Annotated in this window: 16 protein-coding genes; 7 read left to right on the forward strand and 9 right to left on the reverse strand. The window is 69.3% G+C overall.

All coding sequences use genetic code 11. The features are described from left to right. Positions 1–10 precede the first annotated feature (10 nt). Together ACN675_RS15400 and ACN675_RS15405 are read right to left on the reverse strand one after the other, a co-directional pair. Positions 11–1066: an iron ABC transporter substrate-binding protein gene (locus ACN675_RS15400; RefSeq protein WP_420751666.1), complete on the reverse strand. Its 1056-nt coding sequence runs from the start codon at positions 1064–1066 to the stop codon at positions 11–13. A gap of 138 nt (positions 1067–1204) precedes the next feature. Next, entirely contained in the window at positions 1205–1669 is a 465-nt protein-coding gene (locus tag ACN675_RS15405) for a pyridoxamine 5'-phosphate oxidase family protein (RefSeq protein ID WP_420751667.1), read from the reverse strand. A 63-nt stretch (positions 1670–1732) separates the two neighbouring features. Here ACN675_RS15405 and ACN675_RS15410 point away from each other — a divergent pair, with 63 nt between their 5' ends. Further along, positions 1733–2686, forward strand: a complete 954-nt coding sequence (locus ACN675_RS15410; protein WP_420751668.1) for a helix-turn-helix transcriptional regulator — start codon at positions 1733–1735, stop codon at positions 2684–2686. Here the strand turns inward: ACN675_RS15410 and ACN675_RS15415 are convergent. Further along, positions 2673–3452: a thioesterase family protein gene (locus ACN675_RS15415; RefSeq protein ID WP_420751669.1), complete on the reverse strand. Its 780-nt coding sequence runs from the start codon at positions 3450–3452 to the stop codon at positions 2673–2675. The genes ACN675_RS15410 and ACN675_RS15415 overlap by 14 nt on opposite strands. A gap of 81 nt (positions 3453–3533) precedes the next feature. Next, complete coding sequence (locus ACN675_RS15420) at positions 3534–4184, reverse strand: hypothetical protein (protein WP_420751679.1); 651 nt, start codon at positions 4182–4184, stop codon at positions 3534–3536. A 227-nt stretch (positions 4185–4411) separates the two neighbouring features. On the opposite strand from ACN675_RS15420, the gene ACN675_RS15425 reads away from it, so the two are divergent. After that, positions 4412–5701, forward strand: coding sequence for an adenylosuccinate synthase (locus ACN675_RS15425; protein ID WP_420751670.1), 1290 nt, complete (start codon positions 4412–4414; stop codon positions 5699–5701). Positions 5702–5776: 75 nt separating this feature from the next. Beyond that, positions 5777–8383: a LuxR C-terminal-related transcriptional regulator gene (locus ACN675_RS15430; protein ID WP_420751671.1), complete on the forward strand. Its 2607-nt coding sequence runs from the start codon at positions 5777–5779 to the stop codon at positions 8381–8383. Between the two features lie 27 nt (positions 8384–8410). On the opposite strand, the gene ACN675_RS15435 is transcribed toward ACN675_RS15430, so the two are convergent. Next, on the reverse strand, positions 8411–8947 hold the full coding sequence (locus ACN675_RS15435) for a methylated-DNA--[protein]-cysteine S-methyltransferase (RefSeq protein WP_420751680.1): 537 nt from the start codon (positions 8945–8947) through the stop codon (positions 8411–8413). Between the two features lie 103 nt (positions 8948–9050). Between ACN675_RS15435 and ACN675_RS15440 the strand changes: the two genes are divergently transcribed. Together ACN675_RS15440 and ACN675_RS15445 are read left to right on the forward strand one after the other, a co-directional pair. Then, positions 9051–10523 carry a PLP-dependent aminotransferase family protein gene (locus ACN675_RS15440; RefSeq protein WP_420751672.1) on the forward strand — a complete coding sequence of 491 codons (1473 nt, stop codon included), beginning with the start codon at positions 9051–9053 and terminating at the stop codon, positions 10521–10523. Positions 10524–10635: 112 nt separating this feature from the next. Then, complete coding sequence (locus ACN675_RS15445) at positions 10636–14112, forward strand: protein kinase domain-containing protein (protein ID WP_420751673.1); 3477 nt, start codon at positions 10636–10638, stop codon at positions 14110–14112. Between the two features lie 16 nt (positions 14113–14128). On the opposite strand, the gene ACN675_RS15450 is transcribed toward ACN675_RS15445, so the two are convergent. Further along, complete coding sequence (locus tag ACN675_RS15450) at positions 14129–15226, reverse strand: CaiB/BaiF CoA transferase family protein (RefSeq protein ID WP_420751674.1); 1098 nt, start codon at positions 15224–15226, stop codon at positions 14129–14131. 76 nt (positions 15227–15302) lie between these two features. Further along, positions 15303–15683, reverse strand: coding sequence for a nuclear transport factor 2 family protein (locus tag ACN675_RS15455; RefSeq protein WP_248672977.1), 381 nt, complete (start codon positions 15681–15683; stop codon positions 15303–15305). Positions 15684–15773: 90 nt separating this feature from the next. Between ACN675_RS15455 and ACN675_RS15460 the strand changes: the two genes are divergently transcribed. Further along, positions 15774–16154 carry a VOC family protein gene (locus ACN675_RS15460; RefSeq protein ID WP_420751675.1) on the forward strand — a complete coding sequence of 127 codons (381 nt, stop codon included), beginning with the start codon at positions 15774–15776 and terminating at the stop codon, positions 16152–16154. 22 nt (positions 16155–16176) lie between these two features. Here ACN675_RS15460 and ACN675_RS15465 read toward each other — a convergent pair whose 3' ends face one another. Next, positions 16177–16608 (reverse strand): hypothetical protein, encoded by a 432-nt coding sequence (locus ACN675_RS15465; RefSeq protein WP_420751676.1) that lies wholly within the window; start codon positions 16606–16608, stop codon positions 16177–16179. A gap of 38 nt (positions 16609–16646) precedes the next feature. Next, positions 16647–19427 carry a vitamin B12-dependent ribonucleotide reductase gene (locus ACN675_RS15470; RefSeq protein ID WP_420751677.1) on the reverse strand — a complete coding sequence of 927 codons (2781 nt, stop codon included), beginning with the start codon at positions 19425–19427 and terminating at the stop codon, positions 16647–16649. A 44-nt stretch (positions 19428–19471) separates the two neighbouring features. On the opposite strand from ACN675_RS15470, the gene purT reads away from it, so the two are divergent. After that, positions 19472–20539: formate-dependent phosphoribosylglycinamide formyltransferase (purT, locus tag ACN675_RS15475; protein ID WP_420751678.1), on the forward strand; the 1068-nt coding region annotated here is incomplete at its 3' end.

Consider the following 20539-nt stretch of genomic DNA (forward strand, 5'->3'; position numbering starts at 1 on the left):
GCGGAGCGGATCAGATCAGGCCGGCATCGGTCATCATCTGCGTGACCTTCGCACTGTCGAGCATCGACGGGTCGACCGGGGGCGCCTGAAGTTCGACGAGCGGCACGAGCGCGGGGTTGGCGGCGACGTCGCTGCCCACCGGGTATTCGAACGAGGTCCCGGTCTGCAGGATCTCCTGCCCCTTCTTCCCGGTGATGAACTTCAGGAACTCCTGCGCCTGCTGCTGATGGGTGCTCGCGGCGAGCACGCCGCCGCCGGACACGCTGACGAATGCGCCCGGGTCCTCGTTGCGGAAGTAGTGGAGCTGGGTGTTGCTGCTGTTCTCACCGCCCCTGGCCTGGTCGCCGAACCAGTAGTAGTGGTAGACGACGCCGCCGTCGATCTCTCCGGCGTTCACGGCCTTGAGTACCGCGGTGTTGCCCTTGTAGGGCACGGAGCCGGCCTTCATGGCGTCGAGCCACGCGCGCGTCGCGCCCTCCCCGCGCAGCTCGAGCAGCGCGGCGACGATGGCCTGGAAGTCGGCACCCGACGGCGACGCCGCCCACCGTCCCTTCCACTCGGGGTTCTGCAGATCGAGCAGGGACTTCGGCAGTCGGTCGGGGGTGAGGGCCTCGGTGTTGTAGACGAACACCGTCGACCGAGCGGCGATGCCGGTCCACTTGCCGGTGGACGGGCGGTACTGCTCGGGAACCTGGGCGAGCGTGTCGGGCGCGACGTCGGCGAACAGGCCGGCGTTCTCGACGGCGGCCATGGCCGGCGAGTTCTCGGTGAGGAACACATCCGCCGGTGAGCGGTCACTTTCGGCGATCAGCTGGTTCGCCATCTCGGTGTCGCTGCCGTTACGGAGGTTGACGGTGATGCCCGTTTCCGCGGTGAACTCGTCCACCCACTCCTGGGTCAGCGACTCGTGCTGCGCGTTGTAGACCGTGATCGCGTTCGCGTCTTCGGAATCTCCGCCGGACGTGTCGTTGCTGCATGCCGACAACGTCAGCAGTGCAGCAACGCCCAGCGCCCCGGCTGCCAGGGCGCCGCGGGTCCATCGGTGTCGCGACGGTGTAGTTCTCATGTGTTCCTCCGTGTCGAGCGCAGTTCGATCGCACCGGCGATCGAGTCGAATGCTACGCGCCCCGACCAAGGTAAGACTCACCGAAGAATCACCACCAGAACCCGTGCGTTTCACGAGGATTGGGTGATTTGCGCGGTTTCACCGGTCGTGTCGCACCACCCCGGCTCCGGGATGCCACACGTCGACGTGCAACTTCTCGTCGACGGTGACGAGCACGGCCTCGTCGAGGTCGAGTTCGAACAGGTGCATCGGACCCTCGGGCGTCTCCGACGGATACGCCGCGAGGATCGCGTCCTTTGCGTCGCCGTCCAATTCGCGCGCCCGCCCCGCGACCTTCGCGTCGCCACCCACCATGTCGTGGTGGCCGGGATTGGAATGCAGGGCGTACCGACCGTCGCGCTGCAGGTCGCGGGCCTTCTGCGCGCCGTACATCGATCCGATCACGAGCCGGCCGTCCACGATCTCGACCTCGGTGCCGCTGACGCGCGGGGAGCCGTCGCGTCGCAGGGTGGCCAGGACGTGGTGCTTGTGGGCGGCCCAGCGCGCGGCGATCGCGTCCGCGAGGTCCGGTGCTTCGGTACGGAACTGTTCCCAGGTTGCCATGCGATCACTGTGCACCCGGATCGCTGACATCTTGTGTCAGGGATTTCGTCTAGTGTCGATCTTGTGCGATCGGCCCGACTACTCGAGATGATGCTGCGCCTGCAGGGCAGTCCCGGCGTCACCGCGCAGAATCTCGCCGACGAATTGGGTGTGTCGGTTCGCACCGTGTATCGCGACGTCGGCGCGCTGTCCGCCGCGGGCGTGCCGGTGTGGACCGAGAGCGGACCCGGCGGTGGCATCCGGTTGCTCGACGGCTGGCAGTCGAGGCTCAGCGGGCTGACCCGGCCCGAGAGTGCAGCCCTGATGCTGCTGGGAGTGCCGGCGCTCGCCGCCGAGCTCGGTGTCGAGCTCGATGCCGCCCGTACGAAACTCCTCGGGTCGATGCCCCTGCCTCTGCGCACTGCCGCGCAGGTCTGGCGCGACCGCGTGTACATCGACGCTCCCGGCTGGTTCGCCGAACCGGGTGGGAACGAACATCTTCCGATCGTCGCGACCGCCGTTCTCGAGGGTCGGCGCCTACGCATCCGCTACCGCCGGGGCAAGGTCGAGGTGGCCCGTACGCTCGATCCTCTCGGCCTGGTCGCCAAGGCCGGCGTCTGGTACCTCGTCGCCGGCCACTCCCGCCGCATCGTCAGCTACCGGGTCGGTCGCATCACCGCTGCCGATGCTCTCGACGAACCGGCCCGCAGGCCAGACGATTTCGACCTGGCTGCGTGGTGGACCGCATCCACCCTCGAATTCGACCGCGAGATAAGAACGTTCGCATGTACCGTCCGGCTGTCGCCGACGGCCTGGCGCAGGCTCCCCAAGATCGTGGGGGTGGGTGCCGCAGACGTCGAACCGGGCGAACCCGATGCGGAGGGCTGGGTGCGCGTCGATCTGATGCTCGAGGGGGAGGAGGTCGCCGTCGACCAGTTCCTCGCCCTCGGCGGCGGCGTCGAGGTGCTCGCCCCGTCCTCGTTGCGGGCATCGCTGCGTGCGGCAGGGGAGCGCCTCGCGCGGCTCAACCACCCATGATGCGACGCAGCTGCCGGCCCTGAGCGACGAGTTCGCCGGTGGGTCTGCGCAGTTCGGTGTCGTCGACGCACAGATCCGCGCTCGCCCACGTCGTGTGCTGACGCAGATGGAACCATTCGCCGTCCGGATCGTGGGCGGCAGGCGCCAGGTGTGCCGTGAACTCGGCGGTGGGGATCGGCACCGGCGCCGTCCGCGTCGCGAACAGGCCCGGGGGCAGCGCGTCGAGCAGCACCGCGGCGCGGACCGTCGGCGGCAACAGGACATCCGGTCGCAGCCGGATCCACACTTCGAAGGTGGGATCCGTGCCGCCCCCGAACGGACGGGCCGCGTTGATCGGGCGGATGTCGAGATACTGCGAGAACGGCACGAAGTCGACCGGGATCTCCAGCACCGGCCGGGTCCACGGATCGACCTCGGGAACGGTCGACGGTGACGACCACCGGGCGGGTTCGAGATCCCGCACGAGCCGCACCAACCCGGTCACCTCACCGTTCCCGAGCGAGGCGCGGGCACCCGCCGTGCGACCGGACCGCAGCGACTCGACGTTCACCTCCACCCGCCCGGGCGGCACCGGCGCGTAGAAATGCGCGGTGATCGCGGCCGGGACGGCATCGAGTTCGGCGGCGGTCGCGTGGAGCAGTATCCCGGCGACCAGTCCGCCGTGCAGGCCCCCGAACCCGCGCCACGTGGCGTCGAACGAGGACGGGAGATCGATGGTCAGCGGCGACGACGCCGCCGGCCGTACCACCTGACTATTAAGTCCCATAGTCAGAAACGGTAGAATCTGGCTATGGAATTTGCAAGTCAGATCGGGCGGGCGCCTCGGGTGCCCTCCGGGAAAGCGTCGTCAGCGCACCAGCAGCCAGTTCTGATCGTGCCGGTAGAACGTGGACCGTTTCACCGCGCGCGGGTTCGCGACGCCGTCACGGGTGAGCAGGGCGCCGGGGGAGCCGAGTTGCACCGCCCGTCCCTCCAGCCACCGGTACCCGCCGAACCAGCGCGGGCGGTCGACGGCCGCCCGCAGCCCGGGCATCGCCGCCGTCGGCTCGATGCGCAGGCCGGGAACTTCGCCGGAGAACAGGCGCGTGTCGTCGACGTACGCCTCCCCGACGAGATCGGGGCCTTCACCCTCGACGAGCGCGCGACCCACCAGGGCGATCCCCGCGTCGTCGCGGATCAGCGGGACGGACTTGGCCGTGCCGTGCAGGGCCACCGCGGCCGCCTTCGACCCCGTGCGCAACCCGTAGGCCTCGGTCGCCGGCGTGCGCTTCTCCGGCACGTACGCCAGCTCGACACCGAGGCGATCGGTGCGCATGAGCCGGGTGAGGGTGGCTGCGAACGCGGCGTCGCTGCCCACCACGATCAGGCGTGGATCCTCGACCGCTTCGAGGTGGGCGAACACGTCCTCGAAGTCGTCCTTCTCGGGCAGAGCGGGTGCGGATACTGCGGTCACCGGCGTGAGCGCCAACGGTACGGGTGTTTCACCGCATTTGAGCACTACCGGTGTCAACAGGGCTCCTCGCAACTGATCGGGTCGGGCAGGTGTCCGGACGTCGACTCCACTGTAGTGAAGCCTCCGACGGGGTGTGCGCGGCGTTTCGGTGACGCCGGGCACGATGAAGAACCGGTCGTCCATTAGACTGTCCTCCCGGCTACTGCCCGTGGCGGCAGGACCTGCAGGCGAGAGACCGCCCGCACATCGACACCTGCTTAGGAGACCGCGAGATGCCGGCAATCGTCCTGATCGGCGCCCAGTGGGGCGACGAGGGCAAGGGCAAAGCTACCGATCTACTGGGCGGACGCCTGCAGTGGGTGGTGCGGTACCAGGGCGGCAACAACGCCGGCCACACCGTCGTCCTCCCGAACGGCGACAAGTTCGCGCTCCACCTGATCCCCTCGGGCATCCTCACCCCGGGCGTCACCAACGTCATCGGCAACGGCGTCGTCGTCGATCCGGGCGTGTTGCTCACCGAGCTCGCCGGTCTGGAAGAGCGCGGCGTGGACACCTCCCGCCTGCTGCTCTCCGCCGACGCGCACCTGATCATGCCGTACCACGTGGCCATCGACAAGGTCACCGAACGGTTCCTCGGCGCCAAGAAGATCGGCACCACCGGCCGCGGTATCGGCCCCTGCTACCAGGACAAGATCGCCCGCGTCGGCGTGCGCGTCGCCGACGTCCTGGACGAGAAGATCTTCACCCAGAAGGTCGAGGCGGCCCTCGAGTTCAAGAACCAGGTGCTGGCGAAGATCTACAACCGCAAGGCGCTCGACCCGCAGCAGGTCGTCGACGAGGTGCTCGGCCAGGCCGAAGGGTTCAAGCACCGCATCGCCGACACCCGGCTCGAGCTCAACCGGGCGCTCGAACGCGGCGAGACGATCCTGCTCGAGGGTTCGCAGGGCACGTTGCTCGACGTCGACCACGGCACCTACCCGTACGTGACCTCGTCGAATCCCACCTCCGGCGGCGCGGCGGTCGGATCGGGCATCGGCCCCACCAAGATCACCACGGTGCTCGGCATCCTCAAGGCCTACACGACTCGCGTCGGCTCCGGCCCGTTCCCGACCGAGCTGTTCGACGACCACGGCGTGTACCTGGCCAAGCAGGGCGGCGAGGTCGGTGTCACCACCGGCCGTGCCCGTCGTACCGGCTGGTTCGACGCCGTCATCGCCCGCTACGCGACGCGCGTCAACGGCATCACCGACTACTTCCTCACCAAGCTCGACGTGTTGTCGAGCCTGGACACCATCCCGATCTGCGTCGCCTACGAGGTGGACGGTGTGCGCGTCGACGACATGCCGATGACGCAGACCGACATCCACCACGCCAAGCCGATCTACGAGGAGATGCCGGGCTGGTGGGAGGACATCTCGCAGAGCCGCACCTTCGAGGAGCTCCCGAAGAACGCGCAGAACTACGTGCTGCGCCTCGAGGAACTGTCCGGTGCACGCATCTCGTGCATCGGTGTCGGACCGGGTCGCGACGAAACCATCGTGCGGCACGACGTCCTGGCCTGACGTCGGTAAACAGTCGCTTTCGTGGTGTTCGCGGAGTTGCTGTAGGCGCCCCCTGCCGGGACTAGACTCCTGGCCATGAGTCAGACTTGGCCGCTGATTCAGCGGCAGGGGGAGTTCGACGTCATACTTCGGGCCCTCACTGCCGATGCCGGTACGTGTGGGGTGGTACTGACCGGTGCCGCCGGTGTCGGCAAGACCACGCTCGCGCGGTTCGCGACCGCGTCTCTGCCGGGCGGGGTGCGCTGGGTGGCCGGCACCGAATCCGCGCGCAGCATTCCGCTCGGCGTGTTCGCGCACCTGGTGGGATCGGCGACCTCTCGCGATCCCGTCAATTTCCTTGCCGCCGCCCGCGAAGCGCTGCTCGCGGACGGTACCGGCATCGTCATCGGCGTCGACGACGCGCACCTGCTCGACCAGCTCTCGGCGACCTTCCTGCACCAGCTCGCCATCGACGGGGTCGCCCACATCGTCGCGACCGTCCGCACCGGCGAATCGGTACCGGACGCGGTGACCTCGTTGTGGAAGGACGGCTACCTCGAGCACCTCGAACTGACGCCGTTCAGCCGCGAGCAGAGCACCCAGTACATCGAATCGGTGCTCGGCGGCACCCTCGAGGAACTCAGCGCCGACCGTATGTGGGAGGCGTCCGGCGGAAACGCCCTGTTCCTGCGGCATCTCGTCGAAGGCGCCCTCGAAGCCGGCACCCTCCGCGAGAAGCGCGGCGTCTGGCAGCTCCGCGGGCGCGCGGCGATCACCTCCGAACTCGCCGCCCTGCTCGAGGGCCGCATCGAGCAGCTGCCCGAGGATGTGCTGCGCTGCCTGCAGCTCCTCGCGTTCTGTGAACCCATCGATCTCGACACGCTGGCGTCCATCGCGAGCGAGGACGCCATCGAGGAAGCCGAGAAGCGCGGCCTGATCCGCATCCACGAGGACGGTCCGCAGCTCGAGGTCCGCTACGCGCATCCGCTGTTCAGCGAGGTGATCCGCGCCGGCGTCGGCCGGGCCGCGGCACGCCGCCTGCGCGGCACGCTCGTCGAGGCGCTGCAGTCCTCCGACCTGTCCACCCCGGCCGCCCACATCCGGCTCACCGAACTCGCGCTCGAGAGCGACCGCGCACCCGATATCGAATTGCTGACCTCGGCGGCACGCAGCTCGATCCGGCTCGCCGACTTCGGTCTCGGTGAGCGTTTCGCGCGTGCCGCGGTGCGTGCCGGGGGCGGCTTCGACGCCGCGCAACTCCTGGCCCGCACGCTGCTGTGGCTCGGCCGGTGCGACGAGGCCGAGACGCTGCTGGCCGGATTCGATCCGGACGACCTCGACCCGGCACAGTTGTTGCGGTGGGGCCTGACCCGCGTCGCCAATCTGTTCTTCGGCAAGGGCGACGTCGCGACGGCCGAGCAGGTTCTCGCGGTGCTCCGGAGCCGCATGGAGCATCCCGCTCTGGCACTGGCGGTGCGTGCGCTGGCGGCGACCTGTGCGGTCTCGCGGAACCGGCTCGAGGAAGGACTCGCCGAAGCGGAAGCGGTCATGGCCGAACCGGATCTGCTTCCCTGGGCCGTCGAATTCGCCACCTACGCGCAACTCTGGGGGTACGGGGTGGCCGGGCGCAGCTCGGACGCGTGCGCGGCCGCGGCGCGCAACGACACCATCGCCGACAAGGTCGACGGACTGTTCCGGTACATGCCCGCGGTGGCGTCGGTGAATGCCCAGCTCTTCGCGGGCGAGCTGGAGGCCGCGGAACGCCGGGCCCGCAAGTTCCTCGACAGCGCAAGCAGTCTCGAATATCTCGCGTGGGGGCAGGCCAGTGTCGTGGTCGCCCTCGTCGAACTGGCGCGCGGGAAGGTCGCCGACGCGGCGCGCCGGCTCGAGCAGGCGATCGCGGCGCTGAGTGTCGGTCCGCCGACGAACGCGATCGCGTGGGTGTTCCCCGCATACGCGCCACTGGTCGTGGCGTATTCGATGCTGGGCCGCACCGGCGATGCCGAGGCGATGCTCGAGATCGCGGACCGTCGCAACACCCCGCTGCTGCTCAATGCGGTGCAGCACGAGCTCGCCCGCGCCTGGCTCTACGCGGCCCGCGGCGAACTGTCCCGCGCGCTCGCCACCGCCCGTTCCGTCGCCGAAAAAGCTGCTGCCAGTGGACAGTACGGTGTCGAGGCCATGGCGTTGTACACCGCGATGCGATTCGGCGACACCACCACCGCGCCGCGGCTCGCCGAACTGGCCGAGATCTGCGACGGACGCCTGGTGCCCCTCGCCGCCGCGCAGGCCGCGGCGGTCGCGGCGGCGGACCACTGCAAACTCCTCGAGATCGCAGGCGAATACGAGTCCGTCGGGATTCCGATCGACGCCGCCGACGCCTACGCCCAGGCGGCGCAGGCCGCGATGGCCGCGGGCCGCCGGAATGAGGCGCTCAATGCCGCGGCCGCCGCGAACACGATCGCCGAGAAGTGCGACCACGTGACCACTCCTGCGATTCTCGATGCGGCACAGCCACTTCCGCTCACCAAACGGGAACGGGAGATTGCGACGATGGTGGCGACCGGGCTCAGCAACCAGGAGATCGCCGATCGGCTGTTCCTGTCGGTGCGCACCGTCGAGGGGCACATCTACCGGGCCTGCACGAAACTCGGTGTCTCCGACCGTGCGCAGCTGGGAGAGGCGCTGCGTAAGCGGCACTGAGCGGCCGGTCCGGAATCGCGGGGGTCGTCAGAACAGGGTCGGGTCGTCGAATCCCGGTGTGTGTTCGAGGGCGAGGAGTTCGCGTTTGGTGACGATGCTGCCCGGCGCCGAGAACCCGCCGATGGCCCCACCGGCCGCGAGAACCCGATGGCACGGCACGACGATCGGAACCGGATTACGGCCCAGTGCCTGGCCGACGGCCTGCGCTCCGCCGGGTCGTCCGAGTGCCGCGGCCACCTCGCCGTACGTCGCCGTCGAACCCGGATCGAGGGATCGCGTGTATTCGTAGACGGCACAGTCGAATTCGGATACGTCGCGATAGTCCACGGGCACCCACCGCAGATCGTCGGCGGCTCCGGCCAGATGCGCTGTCACCGCCTCGACGATCGGCGCGATCGCCGGAGGCAGGGAATTCTCGACGGCGGTGGGGAAGCGGCGCCCCACCTCGTCTCGGGTCGGTTCCGGTGCGGGTTCGGGCAGTTGGAATCCGACGACGCCGGTCGCCGACCAGACGATCGCGCAGGTGCCGATCGCGGTGTCGAACAACGCGAACGACGTGTGCAGGGGCTCTCGGGTCTCCGTGGTGCCGGGTTCGGTCACCGCCCCAGTATGAACTGGACCGCCGACAGATGGCCACTCGTCGCGACTGGACTGACATACTGGACCGGTGATGATTCGCGCGATCGGCGCAGGCTCCCTGGCGCGGGACCTGGGCAACTGGCAGGACACGGACGACGCGCGCCCCGCGTACCGGGCGCTCGCCGACGGCATCCGCCTGCTCGTGCACGACGGCCGCGTGCCGGTCGGCGTCGCACTGCCCAGCGAACGCGAGCTCGCGGCCGTGCTGTCGCTGAGCCGTACCACCATCACCTCCGCGTACACCGTCCTGCGAGAGCAGGGATACCTCCACAGCCGGCAGGGTGCCCGAAGCGTCGTCGCGAAACCGGCCGACGCATCGCGTCCGGTGGGGAACCGGGACCGGACCGCCGCGCCCGTCGGGGACGTGGTCGACCTGAGCGACGCATCGATGCCCGCGCCGGGACCGGAGATCGAAACCGCCTACGCGGCGGCTCTGCGGGCGATGCCCGCCTATCTGACCGGCCACGGGGTCGAACCGATCGGCATCCCGAGTCTGCGAGAGGTCATCGCGCAGCGCTACGCCGAGCGCGGGCTCCCCACCACTGTCGACCAGATCATGGTCACGACCGGGGCCCAGCACGCGCTGCGACTGCTGCTCGGGGTGCTCACCGATCCCGGCGATCGCGTCGTCGTCGACCACCCCACCTACCCGAACGCGCTCGAGGCGATCCGGCGGCACGGTGCACGCCCGGTCCCGGTGCCGGTGCGGCCGGAGGGCGGCGCCGACGGCGGCTGGGACCCGGACGGGCTGCGCAGCGCCGCCCGCCAGACCGCGGCGCGCATGGCCTACCTGATCCCCGACTTCCACAACCCGACCGGGCTGTGCCTGGGCGAGGACGGGCGCGCAGAACTCGCCCGCATCGCCCGCGAAACCCGCATGACCGTCGTCGTCGACGAGACGATGGTGGATCTGTGGCTCGACGCCCCGCCGCCCCCGTCGGTGGCGTCCTACGCGCAGGCTCTCGGCCACGGCGAGTCGGTCGTGACCATCGGATCGACCGGCAAGTCGCTGTGGGGTGGTCTGCGGGTCGGCTGGATCCGCGCCGACCGCGACCTGATCACCCGGCTCACCGGCGCCAGAACGGCAGTGGACCTCGGTACCCCGGTCATGGAGCAACTGGCCGCGGCGCACCTGCTCGCCGACGTCGACGACCTGCTCGCCGGGCGCCGCGCCCGGCTGCGGGACCAGCGGGCGGTGATGCTCGGGGAACTCGGTGCACGCCTGCCGGGGTGGGAGTGCTCGGTGGGTCGAGGGGGCATGTCGTTGTGGGTGCGCATGCCCGAACCGGTGTCGACGGCACTGGCCGCGATCGCCCCGAACCACGGGGCGCTGCTCGCCGCCGGCCCGCGATTCGGGGTGCAGGGCGCGTTCGAGCGTTTCGTGCGCCTGCCGTACACGCGGGAACCCGACGATCTGCGCCGTGGGGTCGCGGCGGTCGCCGAGGCCTACCGCGCGCTCGCGATCGGCCGTGACCTCACCGAACCCCGCCTGGTGGTCTGATCGTCGCGGGTTCGGGAGCGGACCGTGGCCCGCATGTCGTTCGCTGACGTTATCCTCGAAGACAACGGGAAGAATTGAGCATCGGCACTGCGAACGAGACGCGAGGGCGACCGTGGCCGGCCAGGATCCGCTGTCCACACAGCGCGACGTCGGAGCCGACGTCGCATCGGAACTCGCCCTTGCCGGATTCGTGGACGCGTACGAAATCGGCCGTGGCGGTTTCGGAATCGTGTATCGCTGCCACGAGGTCGCGCTCGACCGGACGGTGGCGGTCAAGGTTCTGACCTCACACCTCGCGCCGGACAATCTCGAACGATTCCTCCGCGAGCAGCGCGCCATGGGCCGCCTGTCCGGGCATCCGCACATCGTCAACGTGATGCAGGTCGGGACCACCGTGTCCGGTCGGCCGTACCTGGTGATGCAGTACCACCGCCGGGATTCGCTGGACGCCCGGATCCGCCGCACCGGCCCGGTCGGCTGGGAGGAGACCCTGCACCTGGGCGTTGCGCTGGCCGGGGCGCTCGAGACCGCCCACCGGCTCGGCATCCTGCACCGCGACGTCAAGCCCGCGAACATCATGCTCACCGAGTTCGGGGAACCGCAGCTCACCGACTTCGGGATCGCGCGGATCCGTGGCGGGTTCGAGACGGTGACCGGTGAGATCACCGGGTCGCCGGCGTTCACTGCACCCGAGGTGCTGGCCGGGCACACACCGACACCGGCGTCGGACGTCTACAGCCTCGCCGCGACACTGTTCTGCGCGCTCACCGGGCACGCCGCATTCGAACGTCGCAGCGGCGAGAAGATCGTCACCCAGTTCGTGCGTGTGAGCACCGAACCCATCCCCGATCTGCGCGAGGAAGGTGTACCGGACGCTCTCTGTGCGGCGATCGAGCAGGCCATGTCGGCCGATCCGCGGGATCGGCCCGCCACCGCCGCGGAATTCGGTGAACAACTGCGCGAAATTCAGGCACAGCAGGGCCTCGTCGTCGACGAGTTGTCGATCGCCGGAGCCGCCGACCATGTGCACGAGCCGCTGATGTCCGGGGGTGCAACCGGGACGAGCGGACGCAGCGTCCGGCGCACCGGGGCGGCCTCACGGGTCACCACCCCGCCGGCCCCGGCCACCCGATTCCGCCCGCCGGTGCCGACCCGACGGCTCGTGGCCCGGCGCAGATTGCTCGCGCTGCTCGGCGGTGAACGCCGTCGGCGCCTGATCGCCGTGCACGCACCACCCGGCTTCGGCAAGACGATGCTGGCGTTGCAGTGGCGCTACGTGCTCGACAACAGCGGCGTCCCGGTCGCGTGGCTGAACGTCGATCGGGATGACAACAACGTCGTGTGGTTCCTCACGCACCTCGTCGAAGCGTTCCGGCAGGTCCGCCCGGAACTGGTCGGGGACCTCACGCAGACTCTTTCCGAACACGGCGACGAGGCCGAGAGTTATGTGCTCACCTCGCTGATCGACAGGATCCACGCGGCCGGGGAACGAGTCGTGATCATCCTCGACGACTGGCACCGCGTCACCGACCGGGCGACCGTCGCGGCGATGGGGTTCCTGCTCGACAACTGCTGCCGCCATCTGCAGGTGATGGTCGTCGGGCGGACCCGGGCGGGACTTCCGATGAGCCGGATGCGGGTGCGTGAGGACCTCATCGAAATCGATTTCCACGAACTGCGTTTCAGCGTCCAGGAGGCCCGCGAATTCCTCGTGGACCAGTGCGCGCTCGCCCTCGACGACGAACGTGTGGCGGCGCTGACCGCGGCGACGGACGGCTGGCCGGCGGCACTGCAGCTGGCCTCGATGTCACTGTGCGGGCTCGACGACCCGGACGACTTCATCGCCCATCTGTCCGGCCGTCACCGCGACATCGGCGAGTTCCTCACCGAGAACGTCCTCGCCTCGCTGGAACCGGAACTCGTCGACTTCCTGCTCACCGCGGCCGTCACCGAACGCACCTGCGGAAGCCTCGCGTCCGCACTCAGCGGGCACGAGCGCGGGCAGGCGATGCTCGAGGAGATCGAGGAACGCGACCTGTTCCTGCACCGCGTGGACCAGGAGGGGAGGTGGTTCCAGTTCCAGCCGTTGTTCGCCGAGTTCCTGCGCCAGCGTCTCGAACGGGATCATCCCGAGCAGTTGCTGCAGTTGCATCGCAGCGCTTCACAGTGGTGCGAGAAACACGACATGCTCATCGAGGCGGTCGACCATGCGCTGGCGACCGGCGACGACGAGCGCGCCGTCGAGCTCGTCGAACGCAACGGTCGCCGGCTTCTCGAAAACGGCCGGGGAGCGGTTCTGCTCGGTCTCGTCGAGAAGCTGCCCATGGCGGAAGTGACGCGTCGTCCCCGGCTGCAACTGGCGATCGCGTGGGCGAACGTCGTCACCCACCGCCCGCAGCCGGGGCTGCGGGCACTCGGTCTCGTCGAGAGCGGAATGGCGTCCGGTGCCGTCACGGGCGAGGAAGCCGCGGACATGGCCGTGGAGGTGGAGGTCATCCGCGGTCTCATCGACGTGCGCGCCGATCGGAGCGGGCGGAGCGCCGACATCGTCGAACACTGCCTGGCGCGGGCGGAGACCCTCCCGTCCGTGGTGGTGTCGACCGGACTGAACACCGCCACGTTCGACGCGGTGTACCGCGGGGAATTCGACGAAGCACGTCGCCTGCAGGAACTCGCGCGGCCGTATCACGAACTCAACGCCGGACCGTACAACCTGATGCACGGGCACACCCTGCTCGGTCTCGCCGCATTCGAACAACTCGACGTCGACACCGCCGCCGAGCACTTCCGGGAAGCCCTGGCCCTGTCGCGGCGCGGCGGCGGCCGGCACTCGTCGGCGGCTCTGCTCGCGGGATCGGTTCGCGGTGAGTTCCTGTACGAGAGAGGCGAACTCGACGAGGCGGCGCGACTGCTCGACGACGGTTACGCGCTGGGTGCCGAAGGCGGCGTCGTCGACTTCAAGATCGCCCGGTTCGTCGTCGGCGCGCGCATCGCCGCGGTGCGCGGCAACCGCGACATCGCGGCCGAGCGGTTGCGCGACGGCGCAGACGCGGCCGCGAGCATGCACCTCGACCGGCTGGCCGCGGCCGTCGAGAACGAACGCATCCGGCTGGACCTGCCGCCGGTGCGCCGGCCACGACCGGTCGCGCGGTACGGGGCCGACCGACCCGAAAGCGGAACCGCCCTGCTGACGGCGCAGATCGACGACGCGACCGCGATCCGGCTCCTGCTGTCCGACCCCACCGCCGAGCACACCGACCTAGCCTGCCGGTGGGCCTCGGAGTGGGTGCAGAGGTGGCGGGACGGCGCGTGGCCCCGGAGGACCCTGCTCGCCGAACGGCTCCTGGTGGCGTGCCTCGCCGCGGCCGGGCGTGACGACGAGGCCGCCGACCTGCTCGTGAAGGTGGCCGACGTCGCTGCGCGCGCGGGACTGGCCCGTTTCCTACCGGACGGCGGCCCGTACGTGATCGAGGTGACGCGGCGCGTCCTCGACGACATCGGTGCCGACCGGGCACGCCCGGGATGGCCCGCCGTGCCGCCCTCGTTCCTCGAGGAAGCGGTCACGGCGGGGTCCGTACACCGGGTCTAGGCACGCCCTAGCGGTCTCATGTCCAGATGGACTCGATGTCGGTGGCCTCGCCGGCCGGCGGGGTGGGCGCACCCGCGGGCGTGCGCGAGAAGCGCGGCGCCGGCGCGTGCTGGGTGACCCCGTCGAGCTCGATGAGCGAGCCGCGGACGGCGATGTGCTCGTTGTTCGGTGCCTCGGCCCAGGTCAGGACCGGGGACACGCAGGCGTCGGTGCCCAGGAAGATCTCCGACCACTCGTCGCGGGTCTTGCTGAGGAACGTCTCGGTGAACAGCTTCTTCATCTCGGGCCAGGCCGACCGGTCGAGCTGCTGCGGCAGGTTCGCCGGATCGAGTCCGAGGCCCTGCAGCAGCAACGCGTAGAACTGCGGCTCGATCGCACCGACCGCCATGTACTTGCCGTCCGAGGTCTCGTACACGTCGTAGAACGGTGCGCCGGTGTCGAGCAGGTTCGTGCCCCGCTCGTCCGACCACATGCCGCGGCCGCGGAACGACCACATCATGTGCGAGAGCGCGAGCGCGCCGTCGACCATCGCCGCGTCGACCACCTGCCCCTTGCCGGACGTCTGCCGCTCGACGAGCGCGGAGAGGATGCCGAAGATCAGGAACATCGAACCGCCACCGAAGTCGCCGACCATGTTCAGCGGCGGCACCGGACGCTCACCCTCGCGGCCGATCGCGTGCAGCACACCGGTGAGCGAGATGTAGTTGATGTCGTGCCCTGCGGCGTTGGCCAGAGGACCTTCCTGACCCCAGCCGGTCATGCGGCCGTAGACCAGACGCGGGTTGCGGGCCAGCGCGACGTCGGGGCCGAGACCCATGCGCTCGGTGACGCCGGGCCGGAACCCCTCGATCACGACGTCGGCGCGCTCGATGAGCCCGAGCACCTTCTCGACCTGCTCGGGATCCTTGAGGTTGGCCTCGACGACCGTACGGCCGCGCTGGATCTGGTCGCGGTGACCGGCGGGCGGGATCAGTCCGGGACGCTGGACGCACACGACGTCGGCGCCGAGATCGGCGAGCAGGGTCGCGGCGTGCGGACCCGGGCCGAGACCGGCGAACTCGACGACGCGGATACCCGCGAGCGGACCCTTCTTCTCAACAGCTTCAGCGGACACTCGGCGAACCTCACTCGGGACGTTGGGACCTGTCTCCGGTGAGGTTACCTTTAGCGATCGCTAGATGTGCCGGGGGTCACCCCTCGTACAGGTCGGCCTCGCCGAGACGGGTCGCTTCGAGGGCGTGCTCGAGCGTCGGGTGCCGGTAGACCGAGACCACCTGGTCGTCGACCACCCGGAAGGCCAGCGCCTCCTCGACCGCTTCGTCCGGTGCGGACGCCCAGGTCGCGGTCTCCTCGACGACGACGATGCCGCCGTGCACGTACATCCGGCCCGGGGTGAGCGTCACGCCGGACGTCGTGGCCCATTCCCGGAGCTCGTCGAGGCCCTGATCCTCGTCGTCGTCGTCCGTCGGCAGGACGATGTCGTCGCTGGACAGCTCCAGCAGGGTCTCGACGTCGTTGTCGTTCACGGCGTCGTGCCAGGCGAGGACGGTGGCGATCTCCGAGGTGCTCATAACCGCAGATGCTAGTCAGTGGCAGGGGGCGGTGGGTGAATGTCGTGATTCGGTTGCCGGTGCCGGAGGCGGGGGAGCAGAGTGGATTGCATGACGATCAGCGGCCAACTCGTGGGTTTCGTGCCGAGCACCGATCTCGATGTCTCGGAAATGTTCTATGTCGACACGCTCGGATTCCGGAAGATCGCCCGCGACCACTTCGCCCTCGTGCTCGACGGTGGCGGCGGCACCCCGGTGCGGGTGACGCTGGTGCAGTCCCGGGCCGACACCGGTTACACGGTGCTGGGCTGGCAGGTCGACGACATCGACGCCGCGGTCGACGCGTTGCGGGACAAGGGCGTCGACCTCGTTCGATACAAAGGTATGGATCAGGACGACCACGACGTGTGGACGGCTCCCGACGGTATGCGGGTCGCCTGGTTCCGCGACCCGCACGGCAACGTGCTGTCGCTGACGCAGCCACCGGCCTGACCGGCGGCGCCGTCGCGGCGGGTCAGCCGCCGAGGAAACTGCCCCACACGAATCCGGCGAGCAGGACCGAGAACCCGCCCATCTCGCCGACGATGAGCGCGGTCATCGCGACGGTCGTGGTCCGATCCGGACGCTCGAACTGGTTGGTGGTGTCGCGCAGTGCGCCGTGCGCGATGTAGCTGCCGATCGCGATCACGAAGAACGCCACCAGCACCCCGGCGGCGACCAGGTTCACCGCCGTCGGCCACGCACTCAACTCGACGAACACCGCGGTGAGCAGCGTCGCGAACGAGTACAGCAACGCCGAGCGGTGTGCGATGTCGACGTACGGGTGCGTGAGATGGTTCTCCGCCGTGACCATCTGCCGGTACTTCCACACGCCGAGGCCGAGCGCGAGCAGGAAAATCAGCCCCGCCGCGAGCACCGTCAACTCGGTATCGATCCCCACATCCATCGCGCAAGTATGGCGGCGGGTGCCGGATTGCACCAGATTCAGCTGCAGCCGCTGGTGTTTCCGCACGACGGACACGCATGGCACGAACCGGATCGCTGCATCCGGACTCCGCACTGCATGCAGTACGGGGCATCCGACTCCCGACCGGAGGTGCCGTCGTGGCCCTGACGGGTGTCGGTGACCGTCTCGGCGGTCTCGGTGCCGCCGGGCAACCGGTCCGACCGTTCCGAAGTCGTGCGGATACCCAGATCCATACGGACGTCCGGTTCCAGGTAGTCGATCGCGAGCCGGCGGAAGATGTAGTCGAGGATCGACGTCGCCAGCCGCAGATCGGGATCGTCCGTGATCCCCGCGGGCTCGAACCGGGTACTGGTGAACGCCCGCACGAACGTGCTCAACGGAACCCCGTACTGCAGGCCGTAACTGACCGACATCGAGAACGCATCCATGATCCCGGCGAGGGTCGAGCCCTGCTTCGACACCCGCAGGAACATCTCACCGGGCCTGCCGTCGTCGTACTCACCGATCGTGAAGAAACCCTTGCAGTCCGCGACCCGGAATTCGAAGGTGCGCGAATTGCGGGTCCGCGGAAGGCGTTCGCGCCGCGGGGCCGGCACCGCCGCATCGGGAACCGTGGTCACGGGGACCGTGCCACCGGGGATCGGAGGCGCCGACGTCGTCTGCGTCGGTGCGCCCGACAACGGTTGTCCGAGCTTGCAGTTGTCCCGGTACACCGCGACCGCCTTGAGGCCCAGTCGCCAGCTGTCGAGATACAGATCCTCGATGTCGCGCACGGTTGCGGACTCGGGCAGGTTCACGGTCTTCGAGATCGCCCCCGACAGGAACGGCTGCACCGCCGCCATCATCAGCACATGCCCGCGCGGCTCGATCACGTTGTCGCCCATCGATGTCGCGAACACCGCGCGATGCTCGTCGCGGATGTGCGGGGCGTCCGCCAGGGTGCGACGGGTATCCAGGTGGGTCACCACGTCCGCGACCTGCGCCGGGGTGTAACCGAGCCGCGACAGGGCGCGCGGCACCGTGCGGTTGACGATCGACAGCGTCCCGCCGCCGACCAGCTTCTTCGACTTGACCAGCGCCAGATCCGGTTCGATACCCGTTGTGTCGCAATCCATTGCGAGGCCGATCGTGCCGGTCGGGGCGAGCACCGTGACCTGGCTGTTGCGCACGCCGTGCTCGGCCGCGCCCGCGACCGCCTCGTCCCAGCTTTCCCGGGCCGCGGCGAGCACCGGACCCGGAGCGAGATCGGCGTCCACGTCGTCGAGTGCGCCACGATGGCGCGCGAGCACGGCGAGGGTCGGCTCGCGGTTCTCGGCGAATCCGTCGAACGGCCCCAGCCGCTCGGCCAGGCGCGCCGAGACCGAGTAGGCGTGCCCGGTCATCAGGGCGGTCACCGCCGCGGCGTACGCGCGGCCTGCGTCACTGTCGTAGGGAAGGCCCGAAGCCATCAGCAGCGCACCGAGATTCGCGTATCCCAACCCGAGCTGGCGGAACCGACGAGAGGTCTCGCCGATCCGGCCGGTCGGATAGTCGGCGCGGCCCACGAGAATCTCCTGGGCGGTGATGAGCACCGCCACCGCGTGCCGGAACCCGTCCACGTCGAACGTGCCGTCCTCGAGCAGGAACGTCAGCAGGTTCAGGCTCGCCAGGTTGCATGCGGAATCGTCGAGATGCATGTACTCCGAGCACGGATTCGACGCATTGATCCGGCCGGTCGCCGCCGCGGTGTTCCAGCGGTTGATGGTGGTGTCGAACTGGATGCCCGGGTCCGCGCACTCCCACGCTGCGGATGCGATGCGCCCGAACAACTCTCGCGCCGACACGGTACGCACCGTCGAGCCGGTGGTGACCGCACGCAGCGGCCACTGCGCGTCGTCGACGACCGCCTGCATGAACTCGTCGGTGACCCGCACCGAGTTGTTGGCGTTCTGGTACTGCACCGAATGGCTGTCGCGGCCGTCGAGTCCCATGTCGAAACCCGCGGCGTCGAGCACGCGGGCCTTGCGTTCCTCGATGGCCTTGCACTCCACGAACTCCTCGATGTCGGGATGGCCGACGTCGAGGATCACCATCTTCGCGGCCCGCCGGGTCTTGCCGCCGGACTTGATGGTCCCGGCCGAGGCGTCCGCGCCGCGCATGAAACTGACCGGGCCCGACGCGGTGCCGCCCCCACCCAGGGGTTCGGCGGACGACCGGATCCGGGACAGGTTGACCCCGGCCCCGGAACCGCCCTTGAAGATCAGCGCTTCCTGCCGGTACCACTCGAGGATCGAATCGATGCTGTCGTCGACCGACAGGATGAAACACGCGCTGGCCTGCTGCGGGACGTCCGGGACCCCGATGTTGAACCACACCGGGCTGTTGAACGACGCCTTCTGGTGCACGAGCAGGTACGTCAGTTCGGCCGCGAACGCCTCCGGGTCGTCGAGGTGGCCGTCCGCGGTGCCCCACGCGGTGATGGTGTCGACGATGCGGGCCACGACGTCGCGCAGCGAGGTCTCCCGGCCCGGCGAACCGAGTTCGCCGCGGAAGTATTTCTGGCTGACGATGTCCGTCGCGTTCTGTGACCAGCCGGACGGGAACTCGACGTCCGTCTGCTCGAACACCACCGCGCCGGTGCCGTGGTGCACGATGCGGGCGTCGCGGCGCTGCCAGTCCACCTCGTCCGCGGGATCACGGCCGGCGGTGGTGAAGTACCGGGCATCGGCGGCGGTGAAATCCCGCACGTCGACGCGGCCGATGTCGGGCGCATCACCGTCCTGCTCGTGTGTCCTGCTGTCCGTCTGGCTACTGCCCATCGCATCCTCCCGGAACGAACCCCGGTGCCACATATAGTCCCACCATGATCTCACCGCGTCTCGGCACTCCGCTGTCGCCGAATGCCACTCGTGTCCTCATGCTCGGCGCAGGAGAACTAGGGAAAGAAGTCACCATCGCGCTGCAACGGCTGGGTGTCGAGGTGGTCGCCGTGGACCGGTACTCGAACGCACCCGGGCAGCAGGTCGCGCATCGCGCCCACACCGTCGACATGGGTGACCCCCAGGCGCTGCTCGCGATCATCGAGGCGGAACGACCCGACCTGGTGGTCCCCGAAATCGAGGCCATCGCCACCGACGCGCTCGCCGTCGTCGAGGAACGCGGGCTCGCCGAGGTCATTCCCACCGCGCGCGCCACGCAGCTGACCATGAACCGGGAAGGAATCCGGCGTCTGGCCGCCGAGGAACTGGGCCTGCCCACCTCGCCCTACCGGTTCGCCGAATCGCTCGCGGAGGTGCTCGCCGCAGCCGAGACGGTCGGATATCCGTGCGTGGTCAAGCCGGTGATGTCGTCGTCGGGCAAGGGGCAGTCGACGGTGCGGTCCGCCGAAGAGATGCCCGCCGCCTGGGACTACGCGCTGGCCGGGGGACGCATCAACCACGGCCGGGTCATCGTCGAAGGGTTCGTGGACTTCGACTACGAGATCACCCAACTCACGGTCCGCGCGGTCGGGGACTCCGGCGACGTCGAGACGTTCTTCTGCGAGCCGATCGGGCACGTGCAGAGCCGCGGCGACTACATCGAATCGTGGCAGCCGCAGCCGATGAGCGACGCGGCGCTGACCCGGGCACGGAAGATCGCGGCGGCGGTCACCGGCGCGCTCGGCGGTCGCGGCGTGTTCGGTGTCGAACTGTTCGTCAAGGGTGACGAGGTGTACTTCTCCGAGGTCAGTCCGCGCCCGCACGACACCGGTCTGGTCACCCTGCGCAGCCAGCGGCTGTCGGAATTCGAACTGCACGCCCGCGCGATCCTCGGGCTCCCGGTGGACACGTCGCTGCTTGCGCCGGGTGCGTCCGCCGTGATCTACGGGGGCGTCGACGCCACCGGCATCGCGTTCGAGGGCGTGGCCGACGCGCTGCGCGTGCCCGAGTCC

The sequence above is a fragment of the Rhodococcus sp. O3 genome (assembly GCF_048897285.1).
Taxonomy (GTDB): Bacteria; Actinomycetota; Actinomycetes; order Mycobacteriales; family Mycobacteriaceae; genus Rhodococcus.